Raw genomic sequence first — 24,189 nt, 5'->3', positions numbered from 1 at the left:
ATCTTTTGTATAATATAGAGAGACAAAGGAGCCCATTATGAAGCAAAAAGAATACTTTATTGAGCATCTGAAATTACAAAAGCATGTAGAAGGTGGGTGGTATGCGAAGACGTATGCATCGGATATCACAATTAACGACAAATCGATTGCATCTAGTATTTATTTTTTACTTGATGACACCAATTTTTCAGCATATCATAAATTAACTTCTGACGAGATTTGGTACTATCACTATGGATCCAGTTTACATGTATCCATGATTGATCTCGAAGGAACGCTCCATGATATCAAAATTGGACCGAATCTTGAGGAAGGCGAAGTACTTCAATATACGGTTCCTAAAGAGTGGATATTCGCATCGTATGTCGAGACAGGATTCAGTGTGGTTGGATGCATGGTTGCGCCGGGATTTACTTACGAAGATTTTAAACTGTATTCGTATCCTGAACTCGTAGAACGATACCCCCAACACCAGTCGATGATTCGTAAATTGACACGTTAACGTTAAGCTTGCACAGCAAGCTTTTTTTTATTCAGTTTTTGGATAAGTAAGACCATAAGATTTCAGCAAAAGTTATGTGTTAGTGATTAAAATATCATGAAATATGATACGATAACTGCAAAAGAAAGAAGGCAATCATTCATGAAAGCAATAATTACAGTTGTAGGGACAGACCGCGTTGGTATTATCGGAAGTGTCTGCACTTACTTGGCAGAAGAAAATATCAATATACTCGATATTAGTCAAACAATACAAAGCAATTTTTTTAATATGTTGATGGTTGTGGATATTACCGCAGTGATCGATCATTTTGATACATTACAAAAAACTTTAAAGGCACATGGACACGAGATTGGTGTCGAAATTTCAATGCAACGGGAAGAAATCTTCTCATCGATGCATAGATTGTAGGGTAGAGATGATAAGTACAAAAGAAATTTATGAAACACAAACCATGATTCTTGAGCAAAACCTTGATGTTCGGACCATCACAATGGGTATAAATCTTATGGATTGTGCAGATGAAAGCATCGATGCTTTTAATGAAAAAATTTATACTAAAATTACACAACGTGCGAAAGATCTCGTGACTGTGTGTGACACGATTGCTCGGGAATATGGAATTCCAATCGTGAACAAACGTATTTCCATTACGCCCATTGCAATTGCGGCATCTGCATGCAAGACGGATTCGTATGTTTCAATTGCGCAAACACTCGACCGTGCGGCTAAAGAAGTTGGTGTTGATTTTATTGGAGGATTCTCAGCACTTGTTGAAAAAGGAATCACACCATCAGATCAGATTCTTATCAATTCAGTTCCTGAGGCACTTGCCGTGACCGATCGTGTTTGTTCAAGTATAAATATTGGCTCAACACGTGCGGGTATCAATATGGATGCATTGCTACAAATGGGAAATCTGATTGTCAAGACGGCAGAGTTGACAGCGGATCGCGACAGTATCGGCTGCGCTAAATTTGTTGTATTCTGTAACTCAGTCGAGGATAACCCTTTTATGGCCGGAGCATATCATGGTGTCGGATTAGCGGATACGGTCATTAATGTCGGTGTTAGTGGACCTGGTGTCGTTAAGAAAGCGCTAGAGAACGAAGATATTTCAAGTTTTGAAAACCTTTGTGAAACAATCAAAAAAACAGCATTTAAGATTACACGTGCTGGACAATTGATTGCTCAAGAAGCATCCCGTCGTTTGGGATATCCATTTGGGACGATTGATTTATCACTTGCGCCAACACCTGCTATTGGTGATAGTATTGGGGAAATATTCCAGGTTATGGGACTGGAACAACCGGGCGCCCATGGGACGACCCTAGCCCTTGCATTATTAAATGATAATATCAAAAAGGGTGGAGTTATGGCATCATCTCATGTAGGTGGCTTATCTGGTGCCTTCATTCCTGTGAGTGAAGATCATGCGATGATTACTGCAGTCGAAAAAGGCGCATTGACTTTGGATAAATTAGAAGCAATGTCAGCAGTTTGCTCAGTCGGTATCGACATGGCCGCCGTTCCTGGAAAAACGACTGCAAATCAACTCTCTGGAATTATTGGTGATGAATGTGCGATTGGATTTATTAATAATAAAACGACAGCTGTTCGTATTATACCGGTTATCGGTAAAGATGTTGGGGAATCAGTAGTCTTTGGTGGATTACTCGGGCATGCACCAATCATGCCAATCAACGACTTTAACAATGATGCGTTTGTATTGCGCGGGGGTCATATCCCAGCACCAATTCACAGTTTTAAAAACTAATAAAAATGGACTTCAAACGAAGTCCATTTTGTATAAGTCACTACTCAAGTGAATCCACATTAAATTTTGTGCGTGATAAACATTCGCGTGCGAACAATCCTGCTAATAATCCAACAATACCTACGCCTAAAGTAGCATAAACCATCGTAAACATCTTGCCTAAGGCTGTTACGGGAACGATATCTCCATAACCGATTGTCATTAATGTGACAAAACAGAAGTATAAGGCATCAAGCGGCAACATTCCTTCATATAATGTAAAGAAACCTGTACCTGCTAGAAGAAGTATGAAAACAAGGACAATAATTGCTTGAGTTTCATGTCGCCTTCCGATGTTTGTAATAATTTTCCAAACTTGTTTAAATCCTAAAAATAGTGAAATCATAGGATATCCCCCTTATTGACAGACAAAATAGAAAACTCACCACAGGGGTGAGTCGAATTGTGAATTGGTGTTCCCACTCGGGATCGAACCGAGGACCCACAGATTAAGAGTCTGTTGCTCTGCCGGCTGAGCTATAGGAACACAAATAAACACGGCATCAAACAACTACTTGGTGTCTGTTTATAGTTTTATTATACGCCGATTTCATGAAATCGCAATCGTTACAGACAAACTATTTCGTTTATTTTAAGACAAAGGTCGATTATAATTATGATGGATTTTAAGTTGTGCACAAAATGACAGGTATCAAATCGAGTAAAACGCTAGAATGGGTTTAGGAGGTGAAGGGATGCAACTGATAGTACAGAAGATTGTAGATACCATCGAAGCAAATTTGGAATCAATTTCATTGGATGATCTTGCGCAATCATTAAACTATTCTATCTTCTATTTGCAAAGGCTATTTGCACTTGAGACGGGGATAGGACTTAAGACATATATACGATTACGACGCCTAAGTCGTGCGGCGTTTGAACTCAAAGAAAGTGAACAACGCGTTATTGATATCGCATTAAAGTATGGTTATGAGACTCCGGAGTCTTTTACAAAATCCTACAAGCAACAACACAATCAAGCGCCATCAAGAACACGACTGGATAATCAACCACTTCACATCTATCCAATGTATCGTCATGAACCTTCCAGAAAGCGGGAAAATATGATGAAAGTAAGAATTGAAACACGAGAAGCATTTGTGATTTGTGGTACAAAATATGAAATGAGTATTGAAAACAATGAGAATTTAAAAGTGATTCCTGGGCTATGGGATGAACTGAATGAATCAGGGCTTGATCAAGTTCTCTTTGAAATGAATGATGGAAGCATCAATGGCATTGTAGGTGTATGTGTTCCGAAGGATGAATCAAAGATGGAGTACTGGATTGGTACGGTAACTCAAAATGAAATGTCGGGCTATGATGTGTTGCACGTTCCGGCAGCGCGATTCGCTGTTTTTGAGGCGAAAGGACCCCTTCCAGAAGCTATCCAAACAGCATGGCAAGAAATTATGAATGACTGGATTCCAACCAGCGGCTATCAGATTGACGGGGAATTTGACTTCGAAATGTATCCGAATGAGGACCCTAGCAGCGAAACACATACTGCAGAAATTTGGATTAAATTAAAATAGAGATATCTTCGGATATCTCTATTTTAACGTTTTTAAGAGTGCTAAGAGTTCTAAGTGGTTCGCAACATGGTAATCAGGTTGCGGTTGTTGATGGGATGTTTTGGTGCTTAACCATATTGTACGCCATCCAGCATTATGCGCTCCGATGATATCCTTTTCGTAGTCATCGCCAATATAATACGTCGTCTGATCGGGAAGTTTTGTATGCATACAATCAAAGATTTCACGATTGGGCTTTGCGACACCAAATGCTTCGGATACGATAATGCGATTCTCATCAAACCAACGTCCGAGTTCTAAATTTTTGATTTTTTGTGTTTGATGCGCAGTGTTACCATTGGTAATAATACCTCGAGGAATATTTTGACTTTTGCACCAATCTAAAAGTGCCACAGTGTCCTCGGAAAGAGTTAGTGAATACTGATGCTGTTCATAGGCATGTTGCCATATGGCCGCATCATTATCAGATATTTTAATACCCTCAGCACGAAGTGTTGCTTGAATTCGCAGTCGTCGCATGGTAGTGAAATCAATGAGTTGCTGTTCATGGTGTTCAAAGTAAACAGCGCTAAAATGCTCAAAGTGTTCAAACAAAGTGCCAACATTCGATTGTGTTAAGTCAGGAAAGACATCTCGTATCGCATTTGCAAATGCTGATTCACGAAAATATAAAGTATTATCTAGGTCAAAAATAAGATTTATCATACAAACTCCCAAGAAAGAGACACTTAAAGTGTCTCTTATAAAATTAAATGCGATCAAATAAATTGATAAGATTGAAGGCAACAGCATAGTTGTGAATTGGCTGTTTGATGGATTCGATGACATACCGTTTACCGTCGATGCCACACTGACTTAGATTCTGGTAGAGAACGGTTGTTTCTCGAATAATATCCGGATCGTTAAATGTGTAGTGACCCGCAATATCTAAAATTTCAAGGGATAGTTCAGGGTCTTTTTTGATTGTCTCAACTGTGATGTTTGGATCAATAACCCATTTTTTCCAGCGCTCACTGTCAATAGCTTTCGTAAGCAGTATATCATACAACTGCGAACGATTGGTAATCGCACCTTTGTCATGAAGTAAGGTCTCAACGTTTGTTAAAGTGATCAATGCCCGTGTTTCTTGAGTCCCATATTGTGGTGCAACGTTCACTGCAGAAATCATCGTTGGTCGATGTAACAATAATGTTTCATCAGAAAGATAGTCGCCGTTGTGTTCTTTTAAACTAACGCCGTAAGAAGCGGCCATTGTAGCTAAATTTTGTGCATTATTGAAGTTAAAGGTTCCGACTTGCTCAGTCTTTCGCGTCAACGTTCCAGTTTGACCGACAATAAATGAAGGATGTGGTAATCCCTGTGCATCAAGACGCCGGTTCAATTCTTGGATGAATTCTTCATAGCGCTCCGTACTTGTGAGCCCACCATTTGTCTCTTCTGTACCAACTTCATACGCAATTTCTGGAAGGTTTCGTTGGCGGCGTTCTGATTCACAATACTCGATAAGTTCAACAGTCATGTCGATAACAGCTTCCAAGGGAATAACTTTCCCAACCTCAAACGGATCTTTAGTAGGGTCAATCATTAATAAATCAAATCCAGCTAGGATATCTTCAAGGTAAGATTGTTTTGCGATAGCCATAGCTGTTTCTTTTGGGATGTGATTGTTGCGTTCTTCGTCCCGTTGCCACGGTCCACCATGATCTCGACATAAGTAATACGAACCGGTAAATCCAATATCATTCGCAATGTTTTGAATATCTTGAGCAAAGCGATCTTGATTCCATCCATTAACATAACCTGCTCCAAATTCATCAGAATCAACCTGATTTCGGCTTGCTATAAACATAATTGGAAAGTTACCATCTCGAGCAAGTTCTAAACTTGCAATAATAAGATTAGAAGACATGGGACCAATACCCAACAGTGTTGCACCCTTACCTTGTTTCTCAAGATCTAGCAAACTGGTGAGAAGTGAGTTAAGTTGTACCTTCATAACTATTTCTCCTCAACATCAGGTCGTAGAATATGTAGAATTCCTGCAGTAACACAGGCACCAATTAACATATCTAGAACAAACCATAACTTATTGGTTGCTGCAGCAATAACAATTAAGCCACCATGAGGCACAAATACTTCGACATTATGAATCATACCCAAGCCGGCCCCAACAGCACTACCGATGATGATTGCAGGGAGGACTGTCTTGATACTCTTAACGGCAAATGGAATAGCACCCTCCGTAATCCCAATAAGTCCCATAAAGAACGCAGATGCACCCAAGTTCTTCTCTTCAGTAGTATATTTCTTTTTAGAAATAAATGTGGAAAGTGCAACACCAAGTGGTGGAATAGCAACAGCGATTCGGAACGCACCGTTAGGTCCATAGATGCCTTCAGCCATGAGTGCTAAAGTAAATGCTGATGCAGTTTTATTGATTGGTCCACCCATGTCGACAGCGGTCATAGCTCCGATGATGACACCAAGAATAACAGCTTGTGATCCTTCAAGACTTGACAATAAATTCATTAACCATGCCATCAATGAACCAAGTGGTGCAGCAAGAACATACATGTATGCCATACTTACGACAAATGTTGTAAGCATTGGAATAATAAGAATTGGCATAATCGTACGAATTGTATTGTTTACTTTCCAGGTTTTCATCCAACGTGCAAAGTAACCTGCCAAAATCCCAACTAACATTGCACCTAAGAACCCCGTGCTAACATTATTTGCCCCAACAGGATTATTCGCGATGAATCCAGTAATCATACCTGGTATCAATCCAGGTTTACCTGCTAAAGAATATGCGATGTATCCGGATAGTATTGGAATCATCATTGCAAATCCAGCTTCACCTATTTTAAGTAAATTTTGGAAGAATGGGTTTGTAACAACCATTCCTGCATCGGTAGCTTCTCCAGTTGCGAGTGCAGCAGCAAGGAATATCCCACCGACAACGACCGCTGGCATCATATAAGAAACACCGGTATTAAATGCCTGCGTTAAATCTTTGAAAATTTTATTAGGTTTCTTTTCCATGATTCTTTCTCCTTTTATGTTTATTTATTTATATTTAATGTTGCTTCAATATCATCAAACACAGCACTGGCGTTTTTGATGACAACAGATGGATCCATATGGAAGACTTTACCGTCTTCTTTTTTCTGATCGAACCGTTCTGGCATTTCGATTCCAATCGAAGTGGCCATAATTACATAATCTGCGGCTTCTATCTCGTCATCAAATAACTCATTATCAATTCCCATACCACCTTGTGTTTCCACCTTGTAGTCATAACCACGTTTTTGTGCTTCTACTTCAATGGCCTCTTGACCCATATAGGTGTGCGCGATACCAACGGTACATGCAACGACTCCAACTATTTTCATTATGAATGCTCCTTTTCTGTAAATAATGTATAAATTTCATGAATAGATGCTGCATCGTGGAGTTTCTGTCTAAAGTCAGCGTGAATTAACATCTTACTGATTTCGGAAATATATTTTAGATGTAATGTATCACTATCTTCAGAAACACCAATGAGGAAAATAAGTCCTACTGCTTCGTCTTTTGAATCATCATCCCATTGGATGGGATTGACAGGGCGAATCATCGCAATAAATGCGTCTGAAACACTCTGAGATTTTCCGTGTGGGATGGCAACTCCTAATCCAACATTGGTTGAGATGCTTGCTTCCCGTTCTAAAACAGCGGTTTTGAACATCTCTGAGTTGGAAAGATAACCCGCGCGATGCGCAAGGTCTATTAAATAATCGATAGCATCATTCTTATTGTTAATGGCGACATCGATTGCAATCAGCTTTTTACTAAACATTGTAATCACCCCTCAATATACTGATAACGTCATTTTCGGTTTGTGCTTGTCGTAATTGACCCAGATAATCTGGATTATTTACGAGTGCATATATTTCTTTAAAAATTGCTTTAACATGTACGACATCACACTGTTTAATGTGAATTAATATAATGATGGTTATGTCTTCTTGATCCCATCGAAATTTACGCTCATTGATCAAAATGGAAAGTCCTGATACATAGACATGGGATGGATCACCGTGAGGAATCGCGACTCCGGTCTTTAAATCGGTTGGACCTTTACGTTCACGCTCCGTAACTGAAAGTGTGTACTGATCATCAACGAGCTTTTGATCTGATAAACGATCGAGCATAAACTTTAACGCATCCTCACGTTTACTAAAAGTCGTATTAAGATAGATGCGTGATGGATTAACAAGCTTTGAAATCCATGGCAACACTAAGACATCCGTGTGAGTATCTCGCATAGAACTTCGAATAAAATGTTTATCGTAAAAGTTCAAAATATTTTCCTTGTCATCGTTACTCAATAATGTCGAAACAAGAATGACAGGAATATGGGTGATATCTAACTTAATGGTCGAAATAATAAAATCGATGGTTGATAGATCCAAGGATTGGATGTGAGCACTTGAAGCGATATGAGTAATGCTAAGCGGTGGTAATATTTTTTGAACTTCAAGGCTAAGAATTTGTGAGGCAGAAAGTCCTAAAGGACATACAATCAAAATATTTTTGCGTGTCTTTCTGCGTTCAAGAGCTAACTGGAAGTAAATCATCAAGAATCCAATTTCGTCTGAATTGAAGGAAACCTCGAGCTCTTCCTCAATCTGTGGTACAGAAAACCACAAAATATTAAAGACTAAGAAGTAATCACGCTTTAACTGACCTAAAAAAGGGTTAGGATGTGAAATATTGTTTCTAAGTCTGTTAACCATTGGCTCGAAGTGATTACGGATATTCTCTTTTAATAAGGGATCATCCGTTAGGTCAGTATCAATCAGATTACTAAATGTCATAATGAGCGATTCTATAAGACTTTCAAAGTTGGTCTCTTTCACGGCTGTAAATTTATTAGCCTCAAGATAAAGTGCCAAGTAGGTGATATCTGTATCCTTATAATTAAACATTAGCCGATTTGATAGTGTATCGAGCATAGAATGTGCTACTGAAATGGTTTGAGGAATGTCGTCTACAATCTTGGATGTTATGTCAGCGGATTGGTGTTCAATATGGTTTTCTTGTCTGAGCTGATAACAAAGAACAATCAATGCATTCATAACATTGGAGATGTAAAGTTCATCGATGACTTGAAGGTTGTTCAAGACGTATTCGTATAAAACATCGTGGACTGAAACATAACACTCGTGTCCGTAGAAATAAGAATAGAAGGCTGCGATTAATGTATCGTCAGAAATCATGCTTGGAATTTTGGCAAGACAATAATCGTTGAACCGTATCATCGATTTTTGAATTAAACTTTGGGTGCCGTCAAGCCGCGTGCCTTTTGAATCACTGACCAGTAACGATGGAGTTGCCAGCAAATGATGCCGTAAAGCATCAATATCATTCATAAGTGATCCGTGACTGATAAACAATGTGTTTGATAAATCCTTGTATGTGACCGTTTCACGCTTTAACGCTAACGACTCAAAAATTTGCAGGAGTCGCTTATCAGAAGTGCTAAAGAGATCATAGACATTCGATTTGTGTTTCGTCGGCTGATTCAGGTCATAGGTCGGTATCACTGATATTCCCGTATGATCTCTATTTAAGGTATAGCCAAGTTTGGCTAAATAATCTGCGACGTTATCCAAGTCATTGTAGATTGTACGATCAGAGACACGATAGAGTGCACTATAATATTTGATGGGTTTCGATTCGTGTTGCTTAAGAATCGCAATCGCAAGCTTTTGTTGACGGTTATTTAACTCCATAATTCACCTCCTTGGTACCGCTTACAACCATAGTATAAACGGACACCGATCTTTCTAAAATGATAAATGTTTGCAACATATTATGAAATATATTGAATGTAAATATCATTACCCTGTTATGGGGAGAAGTCAATGAACGTCAAATTAAAAAAGAAGCTACGATTGGTTTTAAAAAATATGCGTAAGGACTACATAAAAAATCTAGTTTTGGTATTATATAATGTACAGGTTAAAAGGAGTGTCGTTATGATCAAAACAGATGCATTAGTAATTGGGAAAGGACCAGCAGGAATTCAGGCTGCAGTTTATATGAAACGGGGGAATATCGATCCTATCGTTATAGGAAAAGGTATTGGAGCATCAGAGCAGGCTCGTGTTATTGATAACTTTTACGGATTTGAAACAATCGGAGGGCCAGAACTCGTACTACGCGGTATCGCTCAAGCTGAGGCACTCGATATCCCTGTAATATCAGACGAAGTCTTATCAATTACTTATGATACCGAAGGTTTTGTAGTTAAGACGACAACCGAAACATACCTTGCATTAACGGTGCTTATTGCAACTGGATCACACCGAAACATTCCACGCGTCAAGAAAATTAGAAATTATGGGGGTAAAGGGGTTTCCTACTGCGCCGTATGTGATGGCTTCTTTTATCGTAAAAAGACAGTAGCTGTTATAGGAAGTGCAGACTATGCGGCCAGTGAAGCTGCTGAGCTTGTCGAGATTGCAGAGAAAGTGGTCATTCTAACAAATGGTGAACCTGTGACAGGAACATTTGATCCACGATGTGAAATCATTACTGACAAAGTTATTTCAGTTTATGGCGAGGGAAAAGTCCAAGGTGTTGAACTTGAGACAGGACAACTCGAATTGGACGGTATTTTTGTTGCAATTGGATCAGCAAGTTCAACAGACCTCGCAACAAAAATGGGGATTGAAGTCCAAAATGGACGCCTCATTGTAAATGAAGAGATGGAAACGAACATCCCAGGTATTTATGCAGCAGGCGACTGCATTCCTGGAGTACAACAGATCGCCAAAGCAGTTTCAGATGGCTGTATTGCTGGATATGCAATGATCGCAGCCGTAAGAGCAAAACGAAGAGAGGCAAACAAATGACACATATATTTGCAAGTGACTTTGATGGCACATTATACAAAGACCATATTATAAGAGATTCAGATCTTGAAGCCATTGCAGCATTTCGTGAGCAAGGACATAAATTTGGACTTGTGACAGGACGAAGCGTAGATTCTATTTTGGCAGAGGCAGAAAAACATAATATTCCCTACGATTTTGTCATTGGAATTAATGGTGGTGCTGTGTTGACCCATGATCACCAAGAAATTTTTAGTAAAACATTGTCACAAGAAATATCGACCGAGTTGGCTCAGAAAATCGATGATTTTGGAATTGAGTTTTATGGGGTAACAGATGGTTACCGATTGGCACGTGTTTATGGTAATCCTGAAGCGCGTGATTCCTTTGAACCGAATATTCAAACGACACCTGTAGAAGAAATTCTTGAAGTTGGCGCACGTGGATTCTATGTCAACGCAGGTTCTGAAGATCATGCACTTGCACTTTCAATCGAGATTAATGCTCATTTTAAGAATCGTGGTGTTCAATGTTTCCCTAATGTGTCCGCAGTCGATATTGGCGTTGAAGGCGTTACGAAAGCAACTGGTATTCAATCGATTATCGACCATTATGGCTATGATGGAACCGTCTATACTATTGGGGATAGTTATAATGACCTTCCAATGATTAAAGCATTCCATGGATTTGCAATGGACAATGGTGTGGATGCTGTAAAAAAACATGCACAAGATGTGGTTGAAACTGTTGGTGATGCCCTAAAAAGTGTTACAAGATAGCGCATCATGGATGAGTCTTTGTGAAAATTTTGGTATACTAATATCAAGAAGGTGAAAACATGGAACATAAATTAATGACTGTGGACGAGCGTAAAGCGGTCCAAGAAACCTTACATTCTGAAAAAAACTATACGGATTTATCGATGCTTTTCAAAATGTTTGCAGATGCAACCCGCCTCAAAATATTCACAGTACTCTCCCAAAAAGAAGTGTCCGTCGATGATTTAAAAGAAATTTTAAATATGACCCAATCTGCGGTTTCGCATCAACTCGCATCACTTCGAAAACTCAATTTGGTTAAAGTTACAAAAGTGGGAAAATATTCCTATTATTCGCTAGCGGACGATCACGTAATGGAAATCTTTAAGCAAGCATTGGATCATGTTCAAGAATAAATATACATTCTCAAAATCAATAAATTATTCAGGAACTTGAAACTTTTACATAAACCGAGGAACTATTTACAATTTATGTAACACACGTTATAATGTCATAAGATATAAGAGAGGTAGATTCGATGCAAGAACTATTAAACAATGGCTATTTCTGGCAGAAAATCGACTCACTCGTCTTGTCCACGAATGTCGTTATTTCCCAAGATAAAGGATCACGTCATCCAAAGTACCACAACATGGTGTATCCGGTTGATTATGGTTACTTAACGGATATTGAACCGATTAAGGTTTTTAAAGGAAGTGTCAAACGTTCTACGATAGATGCGGTGATGATCGTTGCAGATATACTCAAACGGGATTTAGAAGTTAAACTCTTATGGGGTTGTACTCCTGAAGAAGAGGAAGAAATATTGCGATTCATCAACCAAACAGACTACCAAAAAGGAATCTTGGTAAGACGTGGTAATGAAATGCCTGAGTGGGCAATAACAGATTAATACAAGACTAACTAGAGGTTAAGCTAGATAGTCAAACAAAGGGACATTCCAAGCGGAGTGTCCCTTTTTATTGCGCTTTCTTAACAAACCTAACATATATTAAGTTGTTTTGAAATAACATTAACATTACCTTAATATATTGAATAAACATACATAAGTTTGTATCATTACATTCGTGTGTGAAATATTTAGGTGACGAAGAGGAAGAAAATGAGAAAGAAAAAGCACAAGTTTTTTAGTTTTATCGTTTTATCATTATTAATGAGTTTAATGACTGCACAGCCCATCCGTGCAGAAGAAGCACAAACCGTTTCTGAATTATTTCCAAACCCATCGCTTGCACAGTACGTTACAGACCATCCCCAACTCAATGTTGTGAATGGAAAAGTTACACAGGCAAGTCTTGATACTGTTGAATTTATTGATCTGAGATCCAGTGTGACGATAACTTCTTTGGAAGAATTAGCACCGTTTCGAAATGCAACTGAAATTCATCTTCGGGAACAAGCAATAACAACCTTAGAAGGGTTGAGCAACTTCCCAAAATTGACCGACTTATTAGTGAATTTTAGCGCATTGCAAACCTTAGATGGTATTGAAGCAGCAACTAATTTAACAGGATTATATGTTTCAGATAGCAATTTGGAGTCACTTGATGGCCTTCAACATTTAAAAGGATTAAAAGCTCTCACCATCTTTAATCCTTCCCACAAAATTGTTGAACAAGGGACACAAATGCTTGAGTCCATCCGAAATCTACCCATTACAGATTTAAGATTGCATAACATTGGATTAACAGATGCAATGATGGATCCAATATCAAGCCTTAAAGAACTCCGTACGATTCATTTGAATTCGTCATTCTTTAAAGATAAGGCAGATGCCCGCGATCATGTAACAAAAACAACCGATGCACTCGCAAACAAGATAACGAGTTTGAGTCCGCTCACGACACTAACTGCACTTACTGATATCCAACTGAATAATAACCGATTGACTAGTTACGAAGGCATTGAATCATTTACCAGTCTTCAAACATTCTCGGTAAATACGGATCTTGAATACAGTCCTTTACTCAATCATGCTGTTGATTTCAATCGATTTATCTTTGCCGAGCACCCAACAGCAACCAAAGGTATTACAGGTACCATTCGTGATAGCATCGTTAATAGTTCGTATACTTTAGATTATGATGTGCAAACAGAGACGTATTCAGTCTCATTAAGCAATATTATACCCCCACGAACCATTAATGAAACCAGCGGAAAGGTTTATGAAGGAACCATGCGACCAATGATTGGTAATAATGATTTACCGATCATTGCATTCAATGGTAAATTCGATAAAGAAACCAATCGTATCACTTGGGATGCGTCAGATCTTGAAGGGAAAATCGATACCACACACGTCGAAATTTTCTCGTTTGGAATTTTTGATATGGATCCATTTGAAGGGGAAACAGTTGGACGTACACGTCGTTTCGAAGTCATCGGATATGGACGCATCGAAGCTCGTGACGCAGCGGATGTTACGGTGAATTATCTGGATACCGAAGGGAACACACTGGAAGCATCGCAAGTTTTAAGTGGTTTGGGTAAATTAAATAAAGATTATGTTACCCAAGCATTAGAATTTGCCAACTTCAATCTAGTGCGCGTTGAAGGACCCAAACAAGGCACCTTCACAATGGAACCAAAAGTTGTTAATTTTATCTATGCTCGAAAAGATGCAGCTCCAGTAGTTGTTAATCATATTGATGTTGCTGGTAATGACTTAGTATCAGCAGAGCTGCTTGACGGTACTGGCCAATTGGGGAACCCATACGCCACACAAGCACAAGTCATTGAAAACTATATCTTAACCGTACAACCGGAAAACACAGCGGGTATCTTTACGGATAGTCTTCAAGTCGTAAATTATATCTATACGCGTCGTGATGCTAAAGATGTAACCGTCCATTATATCGATGTAAATGGAAACCCACTTACCGATGATATCGTACTTTCAGGTACAGGAAAACTTGGTTTAGCGTATCAAACAGATAGTAAGCAATTCCCATATTATACACTTACAGAAGTACCTTTAAATCATACAGGTACATTTGAAACTGAAGCACAGACTGTCACTTACGTCTATGCAAAACAACAAGGTACAGTGACGGTGTACCATGTTGATCAAGATGGTAAGTCCTTAACAAGTCCGCAATTCATTACTGCAGATGTTGGTACGGCGTACCAAACTTACCCTAAATCCTTCTCAGGTTATGATTTGATTGCCATGCCTGAAAATGCAAATGGACTGATGAGTGAAGCATCCCAAAGCGTAACGTATCGATATTTGGGTGCTGAGGTCTTGGGCGTTACGAAGCCACCCAAAGGTAAAGATCCCCTTAAGCCAACAAGCCCTAATGTTTCTGAATCTCATGAAAACGCAACATTACCTGCAACCGGAATGGCATCGTCAACATTAGGCTATTGGGTGTTCGGGTTTGGATTACTCAGTGTTATGATTGCGAAATTCAAACGTAAAGAAGCATAAATAAAAACCGTATGATTTCATCAACGAAACTGATTGAAATGTCTGCATGATTTTTAAACTAACCTATATTTCACATAACTAAAAAACACAGTGATGACAATCACTGTGTTTTATTTTAATTATAGTAATTCGCCATACTTGCGAATGAAGTAATGTTTCGCAATGGTTGCAAGAATCATGTAAGCAAGAATGGTTACTGCGAGCCAAGCAAAGTAGATGCCAGGAACAGGAGCAAGTCCAATTGAAAGACCGAAATTTGTGAATGGAATAACGGTCAAGATTCCAATAGCTGCGAAAGTAAGCAGGGTTAACGAAGCCGAAGCACGACTTTGAATGAATGGAATCTTTGGTGTCCGAATCATGTGGATAACCAGTGTTTGTGACCACATTGACTCAATGAACCAACCAGATTGGAATACCGCAATAAACAATGCAATATCTTGAGGGTTTGTTAATTGAGAGAATTGTTGGCCACCAACGACCATTGGCGAAATTACGAAAAACATGAGGAAGAAAGTCGTTATATCAAAGACGGAGCTTGTTGGGCCAATGATTAACATGAAATTCTTAATTGAGGTTGCATCCCATTTGCGTGGAACTTTGAGATAGTCTTCATCAACATTATCCCAAGGAATTGCAATACAAGAAATATCATAAATGAGATTGAGTAAGATTAAGTGTAATGCTTCCATTGGTAGGAAAGGCAAGAAGAAACTTGCGACTAAAACGGAGAAGACATTGCCAAAATTAGAACTTGCGGTCATCTTGATGTACTTAATCATGTTTGCATAAGTTTTACGGCCTTCGATAATTGCATCTTCAAGGACAAGTAAGTCTTTTTCGAGAAGAATGACATCGGATGATTCTTTCGCAATATCAACGGCTGTGTCGACAGAAATACCAATGTCTGCAGCTTTCATCGCAGGAGCATCGTTAATGCCATCACCCATAAAGCCAACAGTGTGGCCAAGATCACGAAGTGTATGAACAATCCGTTGTTTTTGTAGTGGTGATAATTTTGCAAAGAGATCATAGGTATTCACAGCTTCCTGTAGTTCTACATCACTCATTGCATCAATATCAGATCCTAAGATGACATGATCGTTTTCGAATCCAATTAATTCAGCAATGGATTGTGTGACGACATCGTTATCACCGGTAAGAATCTTTGTTGTGACACCATATTCTGATAATTTTTGAATGGCTTCAGCTGCTGATTCTTTAGGTGGATCAAGAAACGCTAGATAACCCATTAAAACCATTTCACGCTCATCATCAGTACTGAAATCGACTTTTCCATTTGGCTCAGTTTTGCAAGCAATAGCAAGTACTCGCAAGCCTTTTTCATTTAAGCCATGAGCAGTTTTAAGGATGGTTTCAGTCAACGCATCAGTTAAAGGTAGAACCGCATCATTAATCATGACGGATGTTGAGATTTTAATCATTTCTTCAACGGCACCTTTGGTAATCATTTCTTTGTGATTTCGACTATCGGTGACAATAACACTCATGCGACGACGGTTGAAGTCAAATGGGATTTCGTCGAGCTTATTGTATTCGGTATCAAGGTTACGCAATTCTGGACGTGTTTCCTCTAGGTATTCACGACGTTTAATAACTGCACGATCCATAAGATTCTTTAGACCCGTTTGATAGTAACTGTTGAGGTAAGCATATTTAAAAATACGGTCATCTTCGGTTCCCATTGGATCCATGTGATATTGCAAAACGACATTATCTTGGGTTAATGTTCCTGTTTTGTCAGTACAAAGGATATCAATGGCACCCAGGTCTTGGATGGCGTTGAGATTTTTAACTATTGTCTTTTTCTTACTCATCGTGACAGCACCTTTGGCAAGGGATGTCGTAACAATCATCGGTAACATTTCTGGTGTAAGACCGACTGCGACGGAGATTGCGAAGAGTAATGCTTCAGTCCAGTTTCCTTTACCAAATCCATTAATGACAAACACGATTGGCACCATGATTAGCATAAATCGAATGAGTAACCAGGATACAGAGTTCACACCTTTCTCGAAGGATGTCTCATCTTTTTTGCCTGAAGCACTGTGGGATACTTCGCCAAACATGGTATCATCGCCCGTTGCGATAACAATACCACGAGCACTACCACTAATAACATTTGATCCCATGAAGACAAGATTTTGTGTTGCAGTTAATTGTGCGTCAAGCGCTTCAAGGTCATGGCTGAATTTTTCGACAGGTTCACTTTCCCCCGTAAGTGCAGCCTGTGAGATAAAGAGGTCTTTGCTCTCAAGAATACGCATATCGGCAGGAATCATATCACCTGCTGAAAGAATAATGAGATCGCCCACAACGACTTCGTGTAATGGAAGTTCTTGGGGTTCGTTTGCTTTGCGCGCAACGAGTGTGGTGGTTTCCACAAGCTCGCTTAGTTTTTTGGCTTCATTGGAAGAGCGGTATTCTTGGATAAAACGGAGTAGTCCACTAAGGCTTACCATGACAAGAATGATAATAACTGTCACAGGATCTTCTTCCCCAGGTGAGACCATGGCAATATCTGTAATATATGAGAAGCATGCAAGTCCGATTAAAATAAGTGTAAACGGATTAATGAATGCTTGGATGAATTTCATCCATGTAGGTGTTTCTTTGTGGCTGCTAATAGTGTTATCACCGTATTGTTTGCGGTTTGATTCAACACGAAGTCGGGTCAAACCTTGTGGTGATGATTTGTAATGTGTATAAAGTTTTTCGGATGATGCAGTTGCTGCATCAACGTAACGACGTGTGTCGTTGGTGTAAGTTGTTTCTTTCATAGTAGTCTCCTCGTTTCTATTCAATTGAGGACGACAAAGCGATTACAGATTGGATGCACATGTGGCATCAATCAAGATAAAATTATGTGTGTAAATCCAATCGTCATCATCAATGGCGTCAGTAGTTTCTTGCATATGATGTCACATCCTTTCTGTCTGGCAATATAAAAACCACGCATGCTTGAACAGACGTGGTTAAAAAATCACATAAATCGTTCAAGCTTTAACTCAATAGGGCAATGTTATTACACTAGTTTACGCCTTCGTGACGTATACTGTTGACCAGCGCATAGTGTCTCCACTATTTTGCGGTAGTAATCCGTATCCCTAAAGTAGCCTCACCTACCGTAGTTTTTATTTACTCAACAACCATACTTTGTATTTTTAGGAAATGCAAGGCTTAAAATTATAAAAAGAGTTCATTTCATAATTTTAAACGTTGAAATAGCTACTGAATAAAGGGGCTGAGGGATTTTGAAAATCCAGAAAAAAAATATTTTTCAGGGATGAAGGATTCGTGATAAGCTCATTTTATGATGTAAAAACTAATCAGCTCATATGAAATATTGACGTACTATGTATATCTAGGTATAATATACATAGATATACATAGTATAAGTCGATTAGGATTAATAGCATTAAGTTGGATGATTATAATAATTGCAACGAAATTTATAATAAGGGAAAGTTGAGGGAGATGTGTCATGAGACGATATCAAACATTCTTAGATGCTTTGATTGGAGAAATTAAAGACCCCTTTATAAAAAAAACAATTCGAGCCGAATACACAGCTCACCTTGATGAACACTATGAGGAACTGTTGGCTCAAGGGATACCAGCCAAGGATGCAGAAGCAGCTGCAATCGCATCAATGGGTGATCCGTATACGATTGGACGTGATCTTAATGAAGTCCATAAACCGCTTTTTAACTGGATATATTTAGTGTCGAAGGTAATCCTCGTTGTTTCAATTTTAGGCTTTTTGGTCCTTTTTGGACCAACAATGTGGCAAAGAGTAACAACTTTTCAGTTTTCCAAAAACTCAATCACTGATGATTTGAGGGGTTTAAATCTGGTCTACTATCAATCAATTGATCAAGAAGTCGTGATTGGTAATACTGTGTACACATTCCAAGATTTTGCCTATACCAAAGACGGGTATACCATCATATCAATAAAACAAGATAGCCTAAATGATCGTGATCCTTTCGGCGGTAATCTCTTCGCGTATAATTTTGAAACGACAATCAATGGAAGCATTTTTGACACAAACGCAACAAATTTTAATATTGTCTCAGGGATTCCAGATGAAGGATTATTCTATGTGTTTGGAAATAATCCAACTTACTCGAGTTCGTGGAAGTCCCATGTTCTTCTTGTATATCGATATCTTCCGGAAGAACCCAAAGATATCACAATAAAGGTACAAACATTGGATGGAACCATGCGTCAAATTCAGATTATCAAGGAGGGGTAGTATGACAAAGAAAAAGAAGACAGTACTATTTTTGGTTATTTCGAGTATGATATTTACGATTGGTCTGTGGCTTCAGGGTTGGTATGTATCCAAAACGCGCTTGCTACAAGATTTTTGTGATAGTACGGGTGTTTCTGATTGTCAAATTGTCGGACCCGTTAGAGTATATGAAAGTGACGATCTTTATGTTATTGAAAGTGAGACACACTATATTCCAATGATTGTGACATCGTGGGGACCTTTATCACGCTTCTCGATTCAACTAGATCACAACTTGCTACAAAATGTTGCGATTGTAGGCGCCAATCTTGATGTTCGCTGGACAGAGAAATCAGTACCCATGAATCAGGCAATGCAAGTGTACGCTTATCATGGTCAAGGGTATGGTAATCGGAAATACGAAGTACTGGTGATGCATCAACCAAGTGCCGGGAATTATGGATTTGCCTATGAGAATCGGGATAGATCAAACGGGAACGAACCCAACATGGACGCATACTTTGAAACAACACATCCGATGCAAACGATGGGGGACTATGCAATCGAGATAATGCCACTTATCGAACAAATGTACTCCCGGCCATATCGCATTGGAGAGTATGATGAAAACCAAGTAATTCAGAAGTATTACTACGCGTATACGATGTCGCGAACGGGGACGCTTTCTAAGGCAGTTAATTACGTTGATGATGTAACGCTAGACTATACTGAACCAAATGGAATTTATCTTCAGACCGGACCACAGGTTCAAAATACCAATCGTGATGAAGTTCAAGTGTTTGAGTCTTCACTTGAAGCACCCGTAGACACCTATCCGCTACTGTTGGAATTGGATTTGATAGGTGCTCAAATTAATGGAAGGTCATTGGATCAGATGAGCATGCGTTATTATCAGTATAATGATGACGAAGTTATAGTTCGATACACCGCGACCGTTGGTACCGATGCAATCTATTATGATGAGTACTTTGTTGCACCACAATTGGAGTATGAAAATATGAAGCTGAGTCTCTTTATTAATCGTTAACCCAAGGCGTTCAAACGTTTCTTATCGGAGTGAGCACACATGTAAGCAATATAAAATAGAATATATAAAGATGCAAATGAATAATAACCAATGAGCGTTTGATATTAGTTTGATGATAAATCATAAGAAGAGTAGACAAAGGTCTACTCTTCTTAAGTTGCGACGAAAAGGCAAACCCTGTAATAAAAAAACTCACCTCCTAACGAAGTGAGTGTTGTGATTCCCAAATATTTATAAATCGAAAAGTGTTTCAATAGCATGTGCAATGCCATGGTTCTCTAAATCTGTTGTAACGAACGTAGCGACGTCTTTAACATGTTCTGGAGCATCACCCATAGCAACACCAATTTCAGCTGCAGAAAGCATGTCTACGTCGTTGTCGGCATCACCAAATGCAATGACTTCGTGCCAGCTTAAGTTGAGGCGTTCTAACACGACTTCAATGCCACGCATTTTACCAGCGCGTCTTGAATAAATATCAAATGCATCGGTATAAGCTTTCGAAATGCGCGCATCGGAAACAAATGAACGGGCTGACTCAATAAGTGATTCATTACCCATCATAAAAATACCTTTAGGCAATTCCTGTCCTTCAACAAGTAAAGGTGCTTGTGTATAATCCTTTAAAATATAGGCTTTGGGACTTCCTTGAAGATAAACATCCGTAAAAATTTGATAATCACTGTAAATATGCATTTCCTCATTTAACTTGTAACCAATACCCAAATGATGTTTACGTGCAAATTCAGTCAGTGCGTTGACCTCCTCAATCAACATGGGGACTTCGTGAATAACACGCTTATCAATATCATAAACAGTTGAGCCATTAACTGTGACATAGAAATCAGGATGCATCCGTTCATGAATGTCATCTTGAATAAAATAAAAAGCTCTTCCTGTTGCGATTAAAACTTCAACTCCTGTATCGCGGAGTTTGCGAATTGCGGTGATGGCACTTTCTTCGATCGTCGTTTTCCCGCGTTTTATCAGCGTTCCATCGATATCAAAGATGGCTAATTTAATGTTTTCATGGTTCATACGAACATTTTAGCATATTTCACTAGCATATTGGGTAGGGTTTCTGTATAATAAACTACAAGATTTAAGGAGGTAGAGGAAATGAATGGTAAAGTAATTAAAGAAGCATATACATTTGATGATTTATTGTTGGTACCAGCAAAATCACAAATTGTACCTGCTCAAGTTAAATTACAAACGCGTTTAACTGACAAGATTACATTGAATATTCCGATTGTATCTGCAGCAATGGATACTGTTACGGAAGATGGCATGGCAATCATGTTGGCGAAGCTTGGTGGTATGGGTTTTATTCATAAGAATATGCCTGTCGAAGACCAAGCGGCGATGGTACGTGTGGTAAAAGAAACAACTGTAGAAGAAACATTCGAAGATGCAAATGTCGATGGACAAGAACGTTTGCGTGTCGGTGCTGCAGTTGGCGTTGGTGAATCGTCAATAGAACGTGTTCGTGCATTGGTTGCAGCAGGTGTTGATATTGTTGCTGTTGACAGTGCACATGGCCATTCAGAAGGTGTTATCAATACCGTGAAGGCAATCCGAGCAGAATTTAAAGACTTGGATATTGTAGGTGGTAACATTGTTACGGCTCAAGGTGCTACTGACTTAATTTATGCGGGAGCAAATGTTATTAAAGTTGGTGTTGGTCCGGGATCAATCTGTACAACCCGTGTTGTTGCAGGTGTTGGTGTTCCCCAACTGACAGCAGTCAATGACGTTTATTCCGTCGCAAAACAATATGGTGTTGGTGTTATTGCTGATGGTGGTATTAAACTATCTGGTGATATTTCCAAAGCCTTAGCAGCTGGCGCAAGTTGTGTCATGCTTGGTGGACTATTAGCAGGAACTGAGGAAACTCCTGGTGATGTCATCGAAGTATTTGGTAAGAAAGTTAAATCCTATGTTGGAATGGGATCATTAAGCGCAATGCAACGCGGTTCAAGTGATCGTTACTTCCAAGGTGGTGTTAAAGAACTTTCAAAACTTGTACCAGAAGGAATTGAAGCAACAGTGCCATTTAAAGGATCCATTACAGACGTTGTGTATCAAATGTTAGGTGGAGTGCGTTCAGGTATGGGCTATTGTGGATGTGAAACAATAGAAGACATGCATTTAAAAGCACAATTTGTTAAAATAACAGGGGCAGGCTTAAAAGAAAGTCACCCACATGACGTAGATAATGTTAAGGAGGCTCCAAACTACAATGGCAAATAAGATTATTGTATTAGATTTTGGATCACAGTATAACCAATTAATCGTGCGCCGTATTCGCGATTTAGGTGTATATAGTGAACTTCTTGATAACGAAATTACTGCAGAAGCAATTCGTGCAGATAAAGATATCGCAGGTATCGTGTTATCAGGAGGACCAAACTCTGTTTATGAAGACGATGCATACCACATCGACCAAGAAATCTTTGAATTAGGATTACCAATTCTTGGTGTATGTTATGGGATGCAGTTAATGGCGCACCAAAATGGTGGCGTTGTTGAATCTCATGACAAACGTGAATATGGTTTAGCGCCTATTAATGTTAAGAAAGAGAATGCAATTACAAAAGGATTACCAGCTACATACAACGTATGGATGAGCCATGGTGATCAAGTTAAAGCAGTACCTGAAGGTTTTGAAGTATATGCTTCATCAGACAATACAGAAATCGTCATGATGGGAAACGAAGCCAAGAAACAATATGGAATCCAATTCCACTCAGAAGTTCGTAACACAGAGAACGGAATTGATATGATCCGTAATTTCGTATTTGATGTCTGTGATGCTGAAGCAACATGGTCAATGGAACATTATGTTGAAGAACAAACAGCATTAATCCGCGAACAAGTCGGGGATGAACAAGTTATTTGTGCATTATCCGGAGGTGTTGACAGTGCAGTAGTTGCAGCATTATTACATCACGCAATTGGTGATCAACTCGTATGTATCTTTGTAGACCATGGTTTGTTACGTAAAAATGAAGCAGACCAAGTTGTTGAGGTATTCCGTGACCACTTCAAGATTAACTTAATCAAAGTTGATGCACAAAAACGCTTCTTAGACAAACTTGCAGGTGTTGATGATCCTGAAACAAAACGTAAAATTATCGGAAATGAGTTTATTTATGTCTTCGATGATGAAACGAAAAAACTTAAAGATGCGAAATGGTTAGCACAAGGTACAATCTATGCTGACGTTATCGAATCTGGAACAAAAACTGCACAAACAATCAAATCACACCACAACGTGGGTGGATTACCAGAAGATATGGACTTCAAACTTATTGAACCACTCCGTTCATTATTTAAAGATGAAGTGCGTCAATTAGGATTAGTACTTGGTTTACCAGAACACATCGTTCACCGTCAACCATTCCCAGGACCTGGAATTGCAATCCGTATCATCGGTGATATCACAGAAGAAAAAATCAAAATCGTTCAAGATTCTGACTGGATTCTTCGCGAAGAGATTGCGAAAGCAGGACTTGATCGCGAAATTTGGCAATACTTCACCGTGCTAACAAGCATGCGTTCAGTAGGTGTCATGGGCGATCAGAGAACCTATGATTATACACTTGCACTTCGTGCTGTCACATCTGTTGATGGTATGAGCGCAGACTGGGCACGCATTCCTTATGATATTCTTCAAATCATCTCAGTACGTATCGTAAATGAGATTAAAGGGATTAACCGCGTAGTGTATGATGTAACCTCAAAACCACCAGCAACGATTGAGTGGGAGTAACATCAGGAAGTTTAGATTAAACTCAAAAGTCCGCTTAAATAGCGGACTTTTTGCATGTCTCTTTTGAGAATGGTGAGAAAAACGTGTTAGTGATGTCAAAATGATGTCAATTACTCGAGTAAATTCCTCTTATCTAATGTATAATTAATTAATGAGGTGATA

The 24,189-nt window shown here is 39.0% G+C and carries 22 protein-coding genes, 1 tRNA gene and 1 riboswitch; of the genes, 13 read left to right on the top strand and 10 right to left on the bottom strand.

Features of this window, described 5'->3' with window-relative positions:
- Positions 1 to 37: 37 nt before the first annotated feature.
- The 3 genes from GVV19_RS07805 (at position 38) to GVV19_RS07795 (ending at position 2,279) form a co-directional block, all read left to right on the top strand.
- A complete protein-coding gene (locus GVV19_RS07805) occupies positions 38 to 502 on the top strand; it encodes a cupin domain-containing protein (RefSeq protein WP_159646872.1) in 465 nt (154 codons plus the stop codon).
- Positions 503 to 643: 141 nt separating this feature from the next.
- On the top strand, positions 644 to 913 hold the full coding sequence (locus GVV19_RS07800) for an ACT domain-containing protein (RefSeq protein ID WP_159646870.1): 270 nt from the start codon (positions 644 to 646) through the stop codon (positions 911 to 913).
- 7 nt (positions 914 to 920) lie between these two features.
- Entirely contained in the window at positions 921 to 2,279 is a 1,359-nt protein-coding gene (locus GVV19_RS07795) for a PFL family protein (RefSeq protein WP_159639162.1), read from the top strand.
- A 40-nt stretch (positions 2,280 to 2,319) separates the two neighbouring features.
- On the opposite strand, the gene GVV19_RS07790 is transcribed toward GVV19_RS07795, so the two are convergent.
- Positions 2,320 to 2,664 (bottom strand): potassium channel family protein, encoded by a 345-nt coding sequence (locus GVV19_RS07790; RefSeq protein WP_159646868.1) that lies wholly within the window; start codon positions 2,662 to 2,664, stop codon positions 2,320 to 2,322.
- Between the two features lie 65 nt (positions 2,665 to 2,729).
- Positions 2,730 to 2,805, bottom strand: a tRNA-Lys gene (locus tag GVV19_RS07785).
- Between the two features lie 208 nt (positions 2,806 to 3,013).
- Here GVV19_RS07785 and GVV19_RS07780 point away from each other — a divergent pair.
- On the top strand, positions 3,014 to 3,853 hold the full coding sequence (locus GVV19_RS07780) for an AraC family transcriptional regulator (RefSeq protein ID WP_159646866.1): 840 nt from the start codon (positions 3,014 to 3,016) through the stop codon (positions 3,851 to 3,853).
- Between the two features lie 18 nt (positions 3,854 to 3,871).
- On the opposite strand, the gene GVV19_RS07775 is transcribed toward GVV19_RS07780, so the two are convergent.
- Genes GVV19_RS07775 through GVV19_RS07750 form a run of 6 tightly spaced genes read right to left on the bottom strand, consistent with a single transcriptional unit; the run spans position 3,872 to position 9,633 of the window.
- Complete coding sequence (locus GVV19_RS07775; RefSeq protein ID WP_159646864.1) at positions 3,872 to 4,558, bottom strand: HAD family hydrolase; 687 nt, start codon at positions 4,556 to 4,558, stop codon at positions 3,872 to 3,874.
- A 43-nt stretch (positions 4,559 to 4,601) separates the two neighbouring features.
- A complete protein-coding gene (locus tag GVV19_RS07770; protein WP_159646862.1) occupies positions 4,602 to 5,849 on the bottom strand; it encodes a class II D-tagatose-bisphosphate aldolase non-catalytic subunit in 1,248 nt (415 codons plus the stop codon).
- Between the two features lie 2 nt (positions 5,850 to 5,851).
- Positions 5,852 to 6,898 (bottom strand): PTS fructose transporter subunit IIC, encoded by a 1,047-nt coding sequence (locus tag GVV19_RS07765; RefSeq protein WP_159639158.1) that lies wholly within the window; start codon positions 6,896 to 6,898, stop codon positions 5,852 to 5,854.
- A 20-nt stretch (positions 6,899 to 6,918) separates the two neighbouring features.
- Positions 6,919 to 7,248, bottom strand: coding sequence for a PTS fructose transporter subunit IIB (locus GVV19_RS07760; RefSeq protein WP_159639157.1), 330 nt, complete (start codon positions 7,246 to 7,248; stop codon positions 6,919 to 6,921).
- On the bottom strand, positions 7,248 to 7,694 hold the full coding sequence (locus GVV19_RS07755; protein ID WP_159639156.1) for a PTS sugar transporter subunit IIA: 447 nt from the start codon (positions 7,692 to 7,694) through the stop codon (positions 7,248 to 7,250). The genes GVV19_RS07760 and GVV19_RS07755 overlap by 1 nt, the downstream gene beginning before the upstream one ends.
- Positions 7,687 to 9,633, bottom strand: a complete 1,947-nt coding sequence (locus GVV19_RS07750) for a BglG family transcription antiterminator (RefSeq protein WP_159646860.1) — start codon at positions 9,631 to 9,633, stop codon at positions 7,687 to 7,689. Before GVV19_RS07750 ends, GVV19_RS07755 begins: the two co-directional genes overlap by 8 nt.
- A gap of 246 nt (positions 9,634 to 9,879) precedes the next feature.
- Between GVV19_RS07750 and GVV19_RS07745 the strand changes: the two genes are divergently transcribed.
- From GVV19_RS07745 to GVV19_RS07725, 5 genes are all read left to right on the top strand, one after another.
- Entirely contained in the window at positions 9,880 to 10,758 is an 879-nt protein-coding gene (locus tag GVV19_RS07745) for an NAD(P)/FAD-dependent oxidoreductase (protein WP_159639154.1), read from the top strand.
- A complete protein-coding gene (locus GVV19_RS07740; RefSeq protein ID WP_159646858.1) occupies positions 10,755 to 11,516 on the top strand; it encodes an HAD-IIB family hydrolase in 762 nt (253 codons plus the stop codon). Before GVV19_RS07745 ends, GVV19_RS07740 begins: the two co-directional genes overlap by 4 nt.
- Before the next feature lie 59 nt (positions 11,517 to 11,575).
- Complete coding sequence (locus GVV19_RS07735) at positions 11,576 to 11,911, top strand: ArsR/SmtB family transcription factor (protein WP_159639152.1); 336 nt, start codon at positions 11,576 to 11,578, stop codon at positions 11,909 to 11,911.
- Positions 11,912 to 12,033: 122 nt separating this feature from the next.
- Positions 12,034 to 12,408, top strand: a complete 375-nt coding sequence (locus GVV19_RS07730) for an Inorganic pyrophosphatase (RefSeq protein WP_159633397.1) — start codon at positions 12,034 to 12,036, stop codon at positions 12,406 to 12,408.
- Between the two features lie 210 nt (positions 12,409 to 12,618).
- Positions 12,619 to 14,946 (top strand): MucBP domain-containing protein, encoded by a 2,328-nt coding sequence (locus GVV19_RS07725; protein ID WP_159646855.1) that lies wholly within the window; start codon positions 12,619 to 12,621, stop codon positions 14,944 to 14,946.
- A 119-nt stretch (positions 14,947 to 15,065) separates the two neighbouring features.
- Here GVV19_RS07725 and mgtA read toward each other — a convergent pair whose 3' ends face one another.
- A complete protein-coding gene (gene mgtA, locus GVV19_RS07720) occupies positions 15,066 to 17,747 on the bottom strand; it encodes a magnesium-translocating P-type ATPase (protein WP_159646853.1) in 2,682 nt (893 codons plus the stop codon).
- Positions 17,748 to 17,947: 200 nt separating this feature from the next.
- Positions 17,948 to 18,104: riboswitch (M-box (ykoK) riboswitch) on the bottom strand.
- Between the two features lie 347 nt (positions 18,105 to 18,451).
- Here mgtA and GVV19_RS07715 point away from each other — a divergent pair.
- Together GVV19_RS07715 and GVV19_RS07710 are read left to right on the top strand one after the other, a co-directional pair.
- A complete protein-coding gene (locus GVV19_RS07715; protein WP_159646851.1) occupies positions 18,452 to 19,225 on the top strand; it encodes a permease prefix domain 1-containing protein in 774 nt (257 codons plus the stop codon).
- Position 19,226: 1 nt separating this feature from the next.
- Positions 19,227 to 20,252: a hypothetical protein gene (locus tag GVV19_RS07710; protein WP_159646849.1), complete on the top strand. Its 1,026-nt coding sequence runs from the start codon at positions 19,227 to 19,229 to the stop codon at positions 20,250 to 20,252.
- Positions 20,253 to 20,483: 231 nt separating this feature from the next.
- Here the strand turns inward: GVV19_RS07710 and GVV19_RS07705 are convergent, their stop codons facing one another.
- Positions 20,484 to 21,290 carry an HAD family hydrolase gene (locus GVV19_RS07705; protein WP_159646847.1) on the bottom strand — a complete coding sequence of 269 codons (807 nt, stop codon included), beginning with the start codon at positions 21,288 to 21,290 and terminating at the stop codon, positions 20,484 to 20,486.
- An 81-nt stretch (positions 21,291 to 21,371) separates the two neighbouring features.
- Between GVV19_RS07705 and guaB the strand changes: the two genes are divergently transcribed.
- The gene (guaB, locus tag GVV19_RS07700; protein ID WP_159646845.1) at positions 21,372 to 22,505 is read left to right on the top strand and encodes an IMP dehydrogenase; all 1,134 of its coding nucleotides are present in this window, start codon (positions 21,372 to 21,374) and stop codon (positions 22,503 to 22,505) included.
- Complete coding sequence (gene guaA, locus GVV19_RS07695) at positions 22,495 to 24,027, top strand: glutamine-hydrolyzing GMP synthase (protein ID WP_159633367.1); 1,533 nt, start codon at positions 22,495 to 22,497, stop codon at positions 24,025 to 24,027. Before guaB ends, guaA begins: the two co-directional genes overlap by 11 nt.
- Positions 24,028 to 24,189 lie beyond the last annotated feature (162 nt).

The organism is Erysipelothrix anatis (genome assembly GCF_009828745.1).
GTDB classification, from domain to species: Bacteria; Bacillota_I; Bacilli_A; order Erysipelotrichales; family Erysipelotrichaceae; genus Erysipelothrix; species Erysipelothrix anatis.
Note: the sequence above shows the minus strand (reverse complement) of the source record. Positions and strands in the feature narration are given on the sequence as shown.